Consider the following 15,750-nt stretch of genomic DNA (forward strand, 5'->3'; position numbering starts at 1 on the left):
TTTGGTGCGTGCCGAAACGTTCGCCGAATGAACTTTCATCGCCGGTGGCAAAAAAACATACAAGCCATTTGCTCCTCGATCCACAGTACCACGTCATATCCCGTGCCGCGATCGTCATCGCCACGGAACAGAAGGGAGAATAAGCTCGGCAAACTCTCCCTCAATCAAAACACCGATCAGTAACAACCCGCGACGAGGCAGATGCGATCATCTAGGAACTTAACCCAACTTTCACAACACACCATTTGTTAGACACTTCGTGACGTCGAGAGATATCCCAGTCGCATCGGCTTGTCGCCGCTGGACTCAGGATCGCGGTGGATCCGCCCTTAGCAGGAAACCTCGCTCGCGGAGTTTCTCGAAGTGACTTGCGAGTTGTCTGGCGATAATTGGGGTACGCAGTAGTGTTCCTACTTCAATATTTCGTTCTTGCCCAGCGTTCGTGAAGTTTGCCGATGAAACGAATGCGATTTCTTTATCCACGACAATGCACTTTGCGTGGAGACTGGACCTTTTGTTGAGATGGAGTGACCGCGGGTCGTAGTACACCTCCGGCAGTCGACAATCCTCCGGCCATTGCTCATTGAGCAGTCGCTGCATGAATCGCCAAACCAGGATCGATGATTCGGTCGTGTCTTTGTCGCGGCGTCGGATGTCCAAATAGAACTTTACGTCCAGTGACTCGTTCGCTCGCATCCGGTCGGCTAGGGCACTGAAAACCCTATCGCCTTGATAGACAGCGTAGCCGGCCACTAATACTGATTGCCTCGCTTTCGAGAACAGCTGGCTGACGACGACACCGGTGTCTCGATTCGTTGCGCCCGGTGCATCGGGACCGGAGGTAACCAGGTCGATAATTTCATCCGGACGCATCCGTGCCGATCGCTCGGCGTGAGAGGCTTCGATCAGCCGAGCGATCTGCGGTGGGCTGAAGCCCTCCTCGTGCAAACCGCTCAGGGCGGCGACAGTTTCTTCGGCCTGCGCGGTCGACACGTACTGCCGCACCATCGTCGGATTAAACGGCGCCGGCAATCGTCCCGACCTGAGCGCGGCCGCGAGGGATTCGAGGTCGCGCGTCGACAGTTTGGTGAAGCAAAAATTCATGAGCCATCAATAAAGAATTCGACGCCGGCGCCTTCGAGCGTTGGCACCACCAGGTTGCGATCCAGGTAATCGTTGAACTGTTCACAGGATGTTTCTGAAATCAGCAGGCAACCGTGACAGGCAGCACCGTGAAGGAATCGGCGTTCATGAGCGTTTTCGGGATCATGGTTCGCACAGACCGGATCGTTCGAGCACAATTCGCCGTACTCCAAAGCTTGTCGCGTGTGATCGTGAATCTTGCGACCAGACTGAATAAGTCCGCCAAGCGTCCCCTCAGCATCGGGCGACCCGGTGTAGAGCAGCACACCGTACCCGATCTCTGGAATCGCGTAAATTCGTTCGCGAATCGAGCTAGCGGGGTAACCGCACTCCAACGACATCGATGTCACAAGCAAATGCGAAAACGAGTGCAGCATGATGAATGGTAAACCAGGGAACTCGCGTTTCGACGTCGTGTGCTCATCCTTCCAGACGTCGAATCCATTCAGCAGCTTTCGTCCATAGGCCTGCACGTCACTTCGAGCTGCCCATGAGTCGACGGCATTTTTGCTGAATTGGATAAAGACACCCTCGCCACGGTTCTCGATTGCAGGAACCCACGACATTTCTCTGGCGATCGCGGCCCGATTCACCCCAATATCCAACTCTCCTTCGATGTCTGGCGTAGATGCTTCAAACCGAGTGAATCCTATTTGAGCCACCACTTCTCGTAGTCGATGCACCAGCACGACTCGTACAATGTCTTTCATCCACGGCTGGTCCCAGTGCGCTCGCGGAAGTGCTCTCGCAAAAAAGTCGCCGTCTGGCTTATCGTTGCCTAGCCCATCCTTTGCGGCAACGAGTGTTTCAATTTCGGCTTGCTTAACCGACTTTTCCGTTCCTGTACCTCCACGTCGAGCCTCGATCTCTCCCCAAATCTCTTCGTCAGTGAAATCCTCGATGACCGATTTCACCTGCGTTCGCCGCCGCTCGTAGCCTACGTCTTCAATTGATTGAGCGATCTCCAAAAACTGCCAAGCTTGGTCGACAGCTTTACTGACCGTTTCGTTTCGTTTCGGCAATGAAATCACACTCATCTTCTGCGAGAAGTATGCGTTACTCGCAGTGCGGATGAGTAGTCGGCTGATTTGGTCACATCGCTCGTTTGCATAGGGACCGAGCCAAGGTCGGCCACCATCACACTTGCCAAGTGCCTTGCTCACGTAGCCCACCGCCTCTTTCAACGGACGGTCTTTTGTACATTCACAACGAACAATGATCGAACTGATATCTCCGCTCGTGTCCAGTTCATCGATCCATAGCGGCCGTTTACACTCGGAATCCAACGATTCGTGAACGAAGGGGTACCAGTCGATATCTCCAATGTGTCCGTTGCGACAAGCACGCACAAAACGAATGGGGACAACGTTCTGTCGTTTTCTGTTGTCGTCAATGAATCTGCCACTCGTTAGCGCTGACCGATGAACCAGGCGTCGCGAACGGATCTTTGATTTTTCGTCTGGATCGACGATCGCATCCTGAGTGATAAACCACTCGGGGAATTGCCAGGCAACGATCCCCGTCTTTGGCTGCGTGGGATCACCGAGGTCGTGTGGCGGCGCAAACATCTGCAACTGGCCGAGATCGAGCGTCTTCTCCAGCTTCTCCAAAAGGCGTGGCTCGACGATTTCCTGCTTATCACCAGTCCAGTGATCCAATCCACCTATCAAGACGGAATGGTCCGGAAGATCCATCATGGATCCGGGACCGAACGTCGTGATGATTTGGCTACGACGCGTCTGCCCATGTGGTCGTGATGTGTTTCGATTAGCCATTTCTTTCATCCTGTGACTCCAACGGAACATTGTCTAGATTGCGCAACCAAAGATTGACCTCAGGTTCAACGTCACGCATCGAACGATTTGCTCGGAACTTGCTGTGTCGTTCGTGCAATCCGACAAGATCTGGGTTTAGGAACTCATAGAGCAGCTGTTTTGCGGATCCAACTTCACGCTGATACTGAGTCGAGACTCCCTTGTCTCGATAGTCGTCAACAATCTTCGACCACTCATCCAGCAGATCCAAGCACCGCTGCCGCACGCGAGCGCGAAGATGGTTCGCATCGTCTGGGTCGTCGAATTTCATGTGGTTCTCTGCTCGTGTTGCAAGAACGTCCACGGCAAAATCAAGAGTCGGACGCTCGGTGAGAATCTCCTGCGCACCAAGAGGAGGCGTCATGTTTGGATTTCCATGACGGGCCAGCGCGACAAGGGTTCCCGCCAAAGCACGATCCATCGCTCGCGGGGAAAACGGCGTGACGCTTGTCGCCTCAACGTGACGGTAAAAGGATTCGTGGTAGGCAGCAAAACGCTCGTAATGCGATCGGTCACGCGGGCGATTTAGGTTCAATACCGTCACCACCAAACCGGGACGCTTTTCATCGCGACCAACGCGGCTTGTCGACTGAATGTACTCGGAACTGGTTTTGGGTTGACCAAACACTAGCATCAATCCCAATCGAGTGATGTCCAATCCGACCGAGATCATATTGGTTGCCAGAGCAACATCGACTGGCTTAGGTTCCTTCTGCCCAAATTCGGATTCGAGTCGAAGCTTTGATTCGGCCACTTTCGCTGTGCTGACACGACTCGTCAGTTCGACCACATCGGATTTAAGCTTTCGATTGATAAAGAGTCCCTCGTCCTCTCCGACGCGTTTTCGGCTTGCATATCCCAAGAGTGCGTTCGTAACTTCATCTTCAACGATACGTCTGGCGCCGCCCAGCTCTCGTAGGCTGTTGAAGTATCCCAACACAGTCATGTAGGGATCGGCAGGCCGTGGCTTGTCCGGATCGTCGTTCTTGTGAAGACGGTATTGTTTCGCCGCTGCTGCCATCAAGCAGAGCTGTGCCTTCAGGTAGATTTTCTTCGAGCTCCGGCCCGGTGCAGCGATCGCTGTGTAAAGCCTTGCATTGCTTATGGATGGATCGTCCGTCTGGGCGAAGAACGAATCGCGGCGGTCCGGTCCGGGAGGCGGAAAGATATCGACCTCACTGCGATTGAACAACGCGCGAATCTGGCTTTCGGCACGTCTGACGGTCGCAGTCGAAGCGACAATTTTTGGTCCGATTCTCTTTCCATCGATCTCGCGGTGCGACAGTTCATCAAGGGCGGTCTCGTAGAGTCCTGCGACAGTCCCGAGAGGACCAGAGATCAGGTGAAGTTCGTCCTGGATGATCAGATCGGGTGGCAGCAACTCGCCGCTGGGCAACGGATGTCCGATTCCGGGGCTACACGGGCCATAGAATCCGACTTTTTCATCGTAGCGTTGTACTTTGCCAAAGAATTTCCCCACCTCGCCTGTCCACGGCATCGCCGCGAACTTATCGACCGTCGCAATCATGAAGCATGGCAATCGTCGATAGATGGGATCGTCGACCGAGACGATTGGCAGATGCCTTTTTGACGCCCCGCTGAAATCGCAATGACGATTCATGCAATGGACTCGCAGATCGGTCGGATAGTCTGGGTTTGGCTTGAGCGTGAAAGAGTGCTTGGTGAACTTGGTGCCGCACCAGGGACAAGATTCGATTGGTATGGGAGAAGGTTTTCGATCGTCGTTCTTGTGGGCTATCGTCTTTGCGCGTGCGGAGTCTTTGCTGCCATCACCAATCTTGCCCATGAAATTCGGCGTTGCTGCACGGCCTACCCACAGGGCCACCTCAAACGGCCATTCCCCAAGCGTCACAACATCCTTCTCGCGTTCGAGTTCCAGCGCACAGATCAACGCTGCGGCACGTCCAAGTTGGTCGAGCGTTAGGAGCCGGAGCGTGTATCTCATCAAGACCGAGAGCCCCGCAGATGAGATGCCGGGATTCTTCAGTCTCCGCAGAACCAGAGTGAAGGCCGCGAGTCCAAGGTAAGCTTCCGTCTTGCCACCACCGGTGGGGAAGAAGAGCAGATCGACAACTTGGCGGTCAGCCGATTTCGGGTCAACGATTCCCTCCATATTCATCAACACGAATGCAAGCTGAAACGGACGCCACTCGGGGATCACCGTCTTTTCCGGCACATTCCATTGTGTGGCAAGCCTCTTCTTTGCCTGGGCGGCCATCGCTCGATTCGCGATGCAGAACGCCTTGTGGACGTCCTTGTTCTCAAGGAGTGAGATGCCCTTTTCAATTCGATTCGCGGCAACACCGGCCCGAGCGAGAAGTGCCTCGGCGACCTCCGATCGCTTTTCATTCAGTCCGTCCAGTTGACTTCGTTGATCCTGGATCCACTGACGGTAAGCCAACACAAAACCTGATAGCTTTTCTTGGGCATCGTCAAAATCTCGAATCAGGGCCAAGTTGTCCATTCGCAACTCGACGCCATCAATTATGGTCGGCGATACTTTGTCGACCTCAGCCTCAGGAATCCAGCTAGTCCGTACCACGCTGCACGATCCATCTTCGACCTCCGCGTACGTCGAAATGCTGTGACCGACTGCAAACTCGAATGCATCGCGGTACTGCAGATCGGCAACTTGCATGTCCCATTCGTTTTCTGCGCTGCGGAGGTCTGGACGTGGGACCAGTGGCTGGTCGGAACTAATCTGCATCGCTGCTTGAAATGCAAAGGCTTCGTCGCGAGTGTCATCGGGGGAAGGCGTGCGGCGGTTGACCAGGAACAGAGACACACTTCGCGTACCGCTGGGTAGGTTGCCTGCAATCGCATCCCCTTCTACGCTGCGAACCGCAACGACAATCTCTAGTCCCAAACTCCTCGGGACCTCGAACGTTTTCTGCCAGCGTTTTTTGCCGACGGGGAGTTCTATTGAGACAGTTTCCTTGCGATCTTTGCGTATCCAAGGACTGTATCCAACGTCGGCGTCGGGAAGCTGAAGTTTGTAGTCACCCCACCGGACGACGATGTCAAGCGACTGTGTCTGGGCGGACACAAGAAGACTGACGCCAATTGATGATGGAAAGCTGGCACGCCGCGCTGCCGGCTTGTCCGGCTCGATCGTATCGTCCGCTCCACCCGTATCGCCTGCGTCCTCCATTTCGTCATCGCCGTCATCGTCAATCTTCTGCTCTTCGTTCGCTTCGGTGGGCACAAGAAAGCCGGTCATGTACCAGCGAGACGGAAACTGATTCAAGACTTCAAGCGAATCCCCCAACCCGAGTCCGGGGCCGACCAAGTCAAGACGCAGCGCGTCGAGCAGAGACGAACGGACTTCAGCGGAATCCATGTGTTTTCCTCGAGGGTGAGTACATCAGACATTTATTGGAAGGATGAATTGTATCAGCCCAGCAGTCCCTCAACAGATGACCATCTTGATGCATTCACGATCCGCTGGAAGTCTTGCCAAACAAGTATCCCGCGATTGCGCCCAATAATCCGAACACGGGAGCAACCTGTTGATCAGAATAGCCAGCAACGATCAAAAATAGGGCTGCAATGATAACGAGCGGAAAACCAAAGAATCGAATCGTCGCTTCGGACGTCCATTCAGCCTTGGATGACTTCAAGTGAAGATGCTGAAAGACAAACAGCGTGATGCCAAACGCAAGCAAAGCGATCGCCAGCCAGACTTCCACGTTTGTCCAAGACCGAGACTCGGTCGGTGGTTGGCCAAGCGGAGTAGCTTGCGACAGCAGGAAAAATGACAGCTCTATTCGATTGGGCACAACATTGCTCTCGCGGGTTTTAGGTTTCTTTTCGAATGAAAGTTTCTCGAAATGTAAACGTAGTTTATCAAGAACCTTTTCTTTTCGCGGTTTTTTTCTTAACTGTCCTTCGCACAACATTCCATCGCTCGAACTGCGGATCGTTTGACTTCGGCGTCGGATTGGCGTTTGGAATGCGGACGCGTGTCGGAAGCGGAATTGCTGATCCGAACAACAACGCTTGTTGACGCGGCAACCCTGAGATCGCCGAAATCTCCCGTCGATCAAGCCATTCCGTTGCGGTGCCTACCGCCTGAACATCAGCTTGCCCAGTTAAACGAAAGCACGCCCATGTGCCGCATTGCGACAATACTGTGCTTGAGACTTCAGAGGGTCTCTGCGTGCTAATCCAGAGAGAGAGATTAAACTTCCGTCCTTCTTTGGCAAGCCGTTCGTAAGCTAAAGCGTCAGCTGTGGAACCGTCTTCGAGCGTTACTGACCTCAGATAGTGGTGTGCCTCCTCAAGGACGAGCAAGGTAGGAAACGTCTCATCTTGACCTTTCCGAAATAAGTCATAGGCGAAAAGCTCCAGCAACGACCCCAGTACACCGGGAAGTAAATCGTGGGTCACTAGCCTCAGGTCTACAACGTGAACTTTCCACCTAGAGTTCGCCGAGCCGAAAAAACGCTTAACGAGGGCCGTCGAATGCTTTCCCCAGCTCCCTCTTACCAGATCTCCACCCTCAACATTTACAACTTGCGTAAACATTGGGTCATCTATCTTGCGTCGAACGCGATCAATTAATGGGGAGACGTTGGAATAATGAAATGCTTGCCTTTCCCATCGTTGCTGGTTGTTCTTTCTTAGGCACTGACTATCTGCTATCAGGCAACTCAATGCCGCCATCGCAGGCCAAGTGTCCGCTGTGTCTAGATTGCTCGGATCTCGCAAGCTCTCGATAGCTCGCACTGCCGCATTTTCCTTTCCAGGACGACAATCTTCAAATAAGCAAGCCTCTTCTTCTCCAGCGAGATATGCACCACCGTCCGAGTGTTCCACATACGGAAGTGACTCAAGAGCAAAGTTGAGTGCGGGTCGCTGTGTCCTCTCGCTCGGCAGCAAGAGACGCGAAAGGCCTGCACGCCCAAGTGCGAAATAGGGCAGCCGATAGCCATCGTTTTCTGGATCCCCACCCAATCGCGTGATCTTGAAATCGCTTTCATTACAATGAGGCCGCAATGCGCGCTCAAATTCACCATTAATATCGAACACAACGATCCTTGCAGAATTGCAGGGCAACATTTGCTGAAGCATCGCAGCGGTAAAGCAGCTCTTTCCCTGCCCAGTCCCTCCCAGAACCGCAATATGGCGAGGCAGCAACTGATTGAGCGTAACATCGAGACTGCCGGAACCACGAATTGTCGTGCCAAGTGTTATCTGCGGGCTACTATCCTCAGGGAGGCAATGGATCGCTCGTTGCTCCATGTCCGTCAATGGAAAAGCCTCTGCTCCTAGCGCTGGCGACGCCAGTGCATCTCCGTCGAACTGAAGCTCTTTGGATTTTTTGCTAAGTCGACCAACGCAAATTGCCTTCAAGTTCCTAAGCGGTTCATCCCGATCGGCTGCCGCCTCACGAAGATGCAAGTGGACTTCTTTAGGCTCAGCGAACTGAAGGCTCAACACTCGCAGCACCAAGATTGAAGATCCGCTACAAACACCAAAAAGGCTTCCGTTCTCGAGCAAGCCCGATATTCCTTGGCGATGTGAGGCAACGAATCCACGATGTTCACTACGTAGATTCAAAATAACGGCCGGGCCGTCGATCGACACGACATATCCGAAAACTGCACGATCAAGCATTTGTGCCGCCCTTCATCTCACGGATCATCTTCGCAATTTCCGCTGATCGCTCATCAAAGATTGCTGGATCTGGAAGATCGACAACGAGATTATTGAAGCAGGCACGCGGACACCCACCAACAATCGTCACCTGCGGTGATTTCAACGCAATGAGACGTTGCAACGACTTGTATTCGTCGGAGACTTCAGGGCCGTCTTCACCTATGTCAGCCACCGGTGCGTAGACCACCAGTGAAAGCGTTGGGTTCTGCAACGCAGAAAGAATGATCCGATTCAAATGGTCGTCACAAAACGAGTATCCGTTTACGATCAACGCAGTTTGAGGCCGATTGAGAAACTCGGTAAAACGCCGAAAAAGTTCGCCGAGCACGAATCCCACGGTTTGCATGTACTTCGCCGCACTTGGGAAGACCATCTCTTGCCCAAAGTCGTCTTCCGAGCCATCGCGAAACTCACGAATCTTTTGCCACAGAGCCTCACCGGACTTTTCGACAACACAGTCATCATTCGAGGCGATCCAGGTCAGTGAACCGTGTAGCTTTGCAAGGTAGACCTCATAGCAACCGAATCTGGCTTCTCCGCGAGCAAGCGTGTTACGCAGACCCAGATCGAAAGCGTGAGGAGAAAAGGTGCGGTTGTGCAAACCCCGAAACCCGTTCATTACTTCTAGCCCAACGGCTTCGGCAGCCCATTCGATCGCCAGGTCATAGTTTGGCGTGAATATCCATGGGGCGGCCTGCCCCGGCTGTCGAGCACCACGTATCTTTTGCAGTAGTTGACAGTGGTCTTGAAGCTTCGTCGGGATGTCGCGAACCTTCAGCGGATCTTCCCAGTAATCCTGTTGCAGGAGCGATGCTGCAACAACCGTCCGACGCAAATCAAGTTGCGCCGCAACAAGATCTTCTTTTTCGTCAGCATCGCGCCGGGCGGCATCGAGTATTGCAATTTGCAGGTCGTCCATTACCTGCTCAAGGTTCGGCGTCTTACCATCAACAAAACCGTGATCTTTCAAAGTCTCGAAGGAATCCTCGAACTCTGTCGTGAACTTTTCCCAGAGAGTTTGGATTGTCATTCCGCCCATGCCGACGGATGCACCAGCACCTAGTAGAACGCCGATGTGCTCTAGACGTAACACAGCGGCGAGATGAGCACGGAGCGCCTCCTCGTCCAGCTTTGAGTCTCCACGGAAGGCAACAATCTTTTTCTGGGACGCTGCACCTTTGAACTCGTTGTCCTCAGAAACTGGTTCGAACGGTAGATTTGAAGCTTTCTTTTTTGCCATTGTTTTTACTGTTTAGAATTTATTGATTGAAAATATATCCTAGAACCTCCGCTTCCGGAGACGTCCCTCGACCTCGCGGCCGTGGAGGATAAGGCGGGGTGTGGGGTTCGTTTTCGGTGCAGTTAACTTGGTGGGGCTTTGGTGTTGGTGACGATTATTTCTGTGGTTCCACGTGCTCGACACGAACGAGACCTGAGTGCATCCAGTTGAAATCGTTGTCGCAGGTCATCAGGACACCACCGACAGCTTTGGTTGCTGCGGCGATCCACATGTCATTCTGGCCGGTGTTGTGGCCGCCGCGACGATCGAGGTCGTAAAGTTCCGCATAGGCGTCGATCACCTCTGGCAATCCGGCCTCGATGCGCACTAGTTCTCCAAAGATGTCATCCAACCGCTCCATCTTTGCTTTGCCCCAGCCACCGTGCTTGGCAAGCCCGTGAACCTCGCCCTCAACGGTCGTTGGAACCAACGGACGATCGACGCGTTGATCCAATGCGTATGTTGCCAGCAAGAACTGCCCCGTCCGATCTTGGCGAGCCCAATGAATCAGCACGTTGCTGTCCAAAACTACGATATCGCTGGTCGAGATACTCAAGACAACTGCTCCAATGCTGCCTCGATCTCTTCGTCGGTTTCGTCACCAGGCCAAGCGCCCGCGATGGCGGCCATGCCACTGCGTGGTCCCTGCCTCTGTTTCAGCCTGGACGTGTCAATGAGATCATGCCGCGACGTGGGAAGCCGGCTGAATATCGACGGTTCACCGCTGCCGTCACGGACCTCATCAGCTTCGATCCGCAATAGTCTTCCCGAAGGACGGTAGACCGCGGACCCCAGGACAAGCACGCGCTGCCTCCATAGTCGCTGCATCTCATCCATCTGAGCGTCGCCGAAAACGCCGGAAACCTTGTCACCGGTATCTAGAACCAACGTGAACCGCTGCGTACTGGCTTCGATGCCGTCCAGTTCGCCGACCAGTCTCACCCGTTGGGGCACCGGCGTCATACCGCACAGCGACTTGGCTGAGGCAACCAAGTCCGCAGTCAGTTCGATTGCCAGACCAGCTTTCTTTTGGTTCTGAAACTCGATACTCGTGAACGGTCCCTTATTGAAGAATTTTTGAAAGCGGCCCACACTACGAAGCAGAGTCGTGTCGAAGTGTTGACTGTCTTTTTCCCCAACACGAATGTCTGTTAGAACGTCGCCGAACATATCGAAACCTGTCGTGTCCGCGTCCGGCATTAGCTCAGGGAAAAGACTCTGCTGCTTGAATAGTTCGGGGGCAGCATCGCCGAGTCGAGCGGCCTCGAACCGCAGCGAAATACCATCGTCATCGCGATGGTCGACAAATCGAATGTCAGCCGCTCGCTTAAGCCACTCCGGGCCGCGTCCTTTGGTGGAGCTGCGATTCTGGACCGCCATCGAAACGGATTGTCGAATCACCTTTGGTAGTTCAACGAACAAATGCCCTATGTATTGCGGTGGCAGTCGCGTGCCGAAATGGTCGGTACTATGAAGTCGTAGTGTTTGTTCAATTAATTGCATGGACTGCCTCTGTCGATCATTCGATCAAAAGAACCAATTGTAGGCCAACATTGGACACGTTTGGTCACACCTTTGCGATTGTGCCTATTCATCTTCGCCTCCAAACTCCAACGTCGGCTGGTCCGAATCGTTCTTGCTGACTCGCTTTCCATGCTTTTTCGGCCTCTCCTTATCTCCCTTACTCCCCTTCTCCCCATCTCTCTTCTTCGCCAGAAGAAGCTCTTCTTGATGGCGTTGTTCGTTGAGTTCGAGGAGGCGGGCGAGGACTTCGTCGCGGAATTCGTCGGGCCAGCGGAGACGCCAGGGCTTTTTCTTTTTGGACTTTTTCCGCGCTCCCGCTGCGGGCGGCCCCGCGTCAGCATCGTCTTCTTCCTCTTCGTAGTCGAGCAGGAACTCACAGCGAGCGCTCTCGGCGAGGTCGTCCCAGCCGTAGGCCCGCAGCACCGCTCCATCCATCAAACCGTGAAGACGACGAAGCTCTAAGATGCCCTCCGATTGCTCATGCGGATCATGAAAACGGTTGTACGTATCTGTCAGTCCTTGGCGATTCTCAAGTATCAATGCTTCTCTGCGCGAGTAGCACGTTTCACCGGCGGTTGTTAGGTCTTGATTGTCCCGCCACGATTTAGGAAAAGGGAAGGGTCTGAAGCAGGAAAGCGGTACATAGCGCACATCTAACTTCATCGTCGATGCATACTTTGTCAGCCAAACATCGTGGACATTCCCTTGCATTACTGCGAATGACGCAAAGTCGTCAAAGCAGAAAACCACAACTCCTTCGGTGAATACCCAATCAGTCGGGATAAAGCGAACCATGTGCATTCCGCAGACACGTGAGCGCACCAATGCTCGGTCGATTCGCGTTTCGCGAATATAACGATAGAGTCCCTGACGCGCGTGAAAGTACTTCCACCATTGTTCGACCATCCGCGGATACCGATCGGCATCTCTCGCTATTCGTTGTGGCTTTACATGCTCTTCTAAATGTGCGAACGGAATTGGAAACGATCTGGCTTCCTCTTCGGTGCGCTCTTCCATGTCAATGACCCAACGTGGCTCTTTGATTTCGAGCATCTCATTAAGCTCACGACCACCGACGCATTTCTTGACTACTTCCGAGTTTTTGGCGTCCGCTTTCAACATGTCAGCAGCCTGTCCAATTTCGAGGAAGAATCCTGTTCCGGCGAGCTTTGACCCCTCGTAGCAATATTCTGTGTTGGCGTTCAGCTTCTCTGGTTTGATGTTGAGTTCGGGACGTGTCGATTCAAGTTCATTGCTTATCAGCGTACACGGCTTTCCGTTTGCGACTAATTGGCCCTTAAAGTCGCCTTTCATCATCCAAACGTGGGAAACGATCACTGCCGCATCGCCGGGCCAAGTCTTACTACGTTCAGCGGCATAAACGGTGCCTCCGTGGGCCACCATCCATGCAATACCGACTTTCTTTGTTGTGGTTTGAGCGATTGTGTTCGTTGCGATTAAGCCGAAACTTCCCCCACGATTTAGCAACTCAAAAACACGTCGAAAGAAAAACGCGCAGAGGTCAGCCTTTCTCGAAGCCCCATCGAAATGCTCGAAGAGGTAATCGTTGTACGTGTAGCCAAATGCGCGAGATATGTCGGCTCCGCTCATAAACGGCGGATTCCCCACAAACGCATCGAACCCGCCATTCTCCCTCGCAAACACTTCAGGAAACTCAATCTCCCAATGAAACGCAGGGATGGGGTGCGAGCCTGCGCGCAGCCGCGCGGCGGCCTGGCCCAAAACGCGACGCGACTCGAAATCGACCTGCTTCCCACGCCCCGCGGTCAAACTCTCTAAATAAGAGCTGGCGACTCCAAACAGACGCTCGGCGTGCTCTTCACGCTCCTTCTTTTTCTGACCCGCAAAGAAACCGCTCACACACGCATCGCCCACCAGACGGATCAGGTCCAGCGCCTCATCCGCACTGGCCATCCGCTGCTGCTGATCGCGGTACGGCACATCTTCGCGGGCGTTGAGGATTTTGGCTCGCGCTTCGGTCGCTCGGTCCAGACGACGCTGAATCAGCTCTTCGCCAAACTTCTTCTGCTTTTTCACTTCCCAATGGAAGCCAATGATTTGCTCGCGCGTCAGACCCACCAGCGAATCGCCGTGACGCAGGGCATGGTCCAGAAACGTGAAGGCGTGGTCTTTGGCCAGCGTCACCAGCCATAACGAGAGTTTGGCCAGATCGACCGCCATCACATTCTTGTCCACTCCGTACAGACATCGCTGGGCGATCAGACGGCGGGCGTAAAGCACTTCGTCTTCATCGGGGGGAATGTCGGTCGGGACGGCATCGTGCGCGTACCACGCTTTGATCAGTTCATCGCCCAGTTGGCGGCACGCTTCCACCAGGAAGGCTCCGCTGCCCATCGCCGGGTCGCAGATTTTCAGGTCGAGGATTTGCGAGGGATGGGGAGTGCCGATCTGGCGGGCGGCCTGGGCGTGTTTGACTTTCCGCTCGGAGGCTTTGATGCGGAGTTCGATTTCGCCTTTGGTGAATTTCTTTTTGCGGTCTTCTTTGGTGGGCTCCCAGACGGTGGGAAGATCGGCCTCCGGGTCGGTGAGCTGTTTGAGGATCGGCTTCAGAGTCGTGGCAACGATCGGCTCGGTTAGGGATCGGGGCGTGTAGTGCGATCCGCTGCGGCGGCGTTCGTCGGAGGGCTGAAAGACGATCGATCCGTCGGGAACGACATTGTGAGTGACCGACTTGGCGATCTTTTTATCCAATGCAACCAAGATTTCATCGATCGACTTGGCGTCCTTCATCGCTTTGGCGTCCGCTTTACCGAGCTTTTGGTCGGTATGTTCTTTCAGCCATTTGGCGCGGTCCTTGCCCGCCACATCCAACATTGCGTCCAGATTGATCGTTGCCGGCGCACCATGCTTTTTCTGCGGCTTGATGGCAATCGACCTGCCGCCAGAGACCTCAATTTCAAATCCCATGATGGCTTCGTAAACGCTACCAATCTGTTCAACGTCCAGCGTTCGATAACTGAGCCGATCGCCATTCAAGATCAATAGGTTTCGCAGCACTCGAAAGACGACGCCATCGCTGATCCGAGGAACATTGACCGGGGATCGCCGCTCAGGGTCCGAGTAGATGTTGACGTCGTTGTCATCGAAACGTCCCTCCAAAAACGGATACCGGTTGGGATCAAACAGATATCCATCCCGAGGTGGGATTTTCATCTCGTCGTGCTGGCCACCACCGTAGATCAATCGGAACAGTGTCAGCAGTTGTGCCCATGATCCAAAACGCTGGTCCATCGTATCGGGGAATCGACCATGGTCACTGCGCATTCGATTGAACAGCCCGGACACGGAATAGTGGTTGGAGTAGATCGGATCGCTAGAAACTAGCCCTCGGTCCTCGGCGTACAGGATGAACACCAGCCGCATCAGGACGGTCAACAATCCGTGATAAACGTGTTGCGGATCATTTTCAAGAATGCGGTCTAGCAGTTCTCCGTTGCGATGATCATTGGCAGCTTGAAGCCCACGCAGTAGGTCGAACAGGGCAGCCATGACCTGTTCCGCCAGTTGTGTCGAAACCGTGTTTTGATACTTGCGGCTATTGGTCAGGATGGCGGGCAACCGCTGGTTGTCGCCCATCGAAAACATGCGCTCGGAAGACAGAAGCATGTGTAGGGCGGCAAACATAGGCCGCCCAGCGACTTGTGCCATTTCGTCAACGTTGAACGTCGCGTAGCCGCTCGTTTCGCCACGAGGCGAGTAGACGAGCCGGAACGATCGCCCGTTGGACAGCAGACCGATCGGCACTTCGGTCTCGCGCAGCAATCGCTCGAACTTAGCCTGCGGCGCGGCATTCCAGTGGCGACTGCTATCGGCAGCCCCCGCATCATCGAGGTCGGTACCGGTGGGCAATTCTTGGATCAGCAGGAGCCAAGGGTTCTGACCTTCCTCGGGCTTGAAAACGGGCACCGCGTGCGTCGGACGCAGTGTCTCGTTGTACTGCGGCAAGACGACTTCCAACTTCGCCATGTCGCCACTGAGCACTTGGCGTGCAGGCACATCGACGAGGTCTTCGACTTCCCAGCCCAGGACGGCTTGGACAAATTCACGCAGGTCACGCACCTCTGGATGGATAACGCCAGCGTCGTCTTGCACCAAGCACTCCAAGAATCGGGCGTGCTGGCCCATGATGTTCTTGTTGACGTAACACTGAGCCTCGAGCATCGCGGGAATCGAAACGACAAGGCCGATGGGCTGGACATAGCCCAGCCATTCGATGTGCGCGAATTCTTCGGGTGATTTTGGCATGATGTTGTTTCTATGAATCTT

9 protein-coding genes are annotated in these 15,750 nt (G+C 54.1%); all 9 read right to left on the reverse strand.

Features of this window, described 5'->3' with window-relative positions; all coding sequences use genetic code 11:
* Positions 1-306: 306 nt before the first annotated feature.
* The 9 genes from drmC to CA13_RS08625 all read right to left on the reverse strand — a co-directional run bounded on the left by drmC (position 307) and on the right by CA13_RS08625 (position 15,729).
* Positions 307-1,104, reverse strand: a complete 798-nt coding sequence (gene drmC, locus CA13_RS08585) for a DISARM system phospholipase D-like protein DrmC (protein ID WP_146395543.1) — start codon at positions 1,102-1,104, stop codon at positions 307-309.
* Entirely contained in the window at positions 1,101-2,918 is a 1,818-nt protein-coding gene (gene drmB, locus CA13_RS08590) for a DUF1998 domain-containing protein (protein WP_146395545.1), read from the reverse strand. The genes drmC and drmB overlap by 4 nt, the downstream gene beginning before the upstream one ends.
* A complete protein-coding gene (gene drmA, locus CA13_RS08595) occupies positions 2,911-6,318 on the reverse strand; it encodes a DISARM system helicase DrmA (protein WP_146395547.1) in 3,408 nt (1,135 codons plus the stop codon). Before drmA ends, drmB begins: the two co-directional genes overlap by 8 nt.
* A gap of 94 nt (positions 6,319-6,412) precedes the next feature.
* Positions 6,413-6,757, reverse strand: coding sequence for a hypothetical protein (locus CA13_RS08600; RefSeq protein WP_146395548.1), 345 nt, complete (start codon positions 6,755-6,757; stop codon positions 6,413-6,415).
* A gap of 67 nt (positions 6,758-6,824) precedes the next feature.
* Complete coding sequence (locus CA13_RS08605) at positions 6,825-8,597, reverse strand: ATP-binding protein (protein WP_146395551.1); 1,773 nt, start codon at positions 8,595-8,597, stop codon at positions 6,825-6,827.
* Positions 8,590-9,879 carry an SIR2 family anti-phage-associated protein gene (locus tag CA13_RS08610; protein WP_146395553.1) on the reverse strand — a complete coding sequence of 430 codons (1,290 nt, stop codon included), beginning with the start codon at positions 9,877-9,879 and terminating at the stop codon, positions 8,590-8,592. The genes CA13_RS08605 and CA13_RS08610 overlap by 8 nt, the downstream gene beginning before the upstream one ends.
* Positions 9,880-10,033: 154 nt before the next feature.
* Entirely contained in the window at positions 10,034-10,474 is a 441-nt protein-coding gene (locus CA13_RS08615; protein WP_419194103.1) for a type II toxin-antitoxin system VapC family toxin, read from the reverse strand.
* Positions 10,471-11,421: a hypothetical protein gene (locus tag CA13_RS08620; RefSeq protein WP_146395557.1), complete on the reverse strand. Its 951-nt coding sequence runs from the start codon at positions 11,419-11,421 to the stop codon at positions 10,471-10,473. Before CA13_RS08620 ends, CA13_RS08615 begins: the two co-directional genes overlap by 4 nt.
* 84 nt (positions 11,422-11,505) lie before the next feature.
* The gene (locus tag CA13_RS08625; protein WP_146395559.1) at positions 11,506-15,729 is read right to left on the reverse strand and encodes an Eco57I restriction-modification methylase domain-containing protein; all 4,224 of its coding nucleotides are present in this window, start codon (positions 15,727-15,729) and stop codon (positions 11,506-11,508) included.
* Between the last annotated feature and the right edge of the window lie 21 nt (positions 15,730-15,750).

Source organism: Novipirellula herctigrandis (genome assembly GCA_007859835.1).
Lineage (GTDB): Bacteria > Planctomycetota > Planctomycetia > Pirellulales > Pirellulaceae > Novipirellula_A > Novipirellula_A herctigrandis.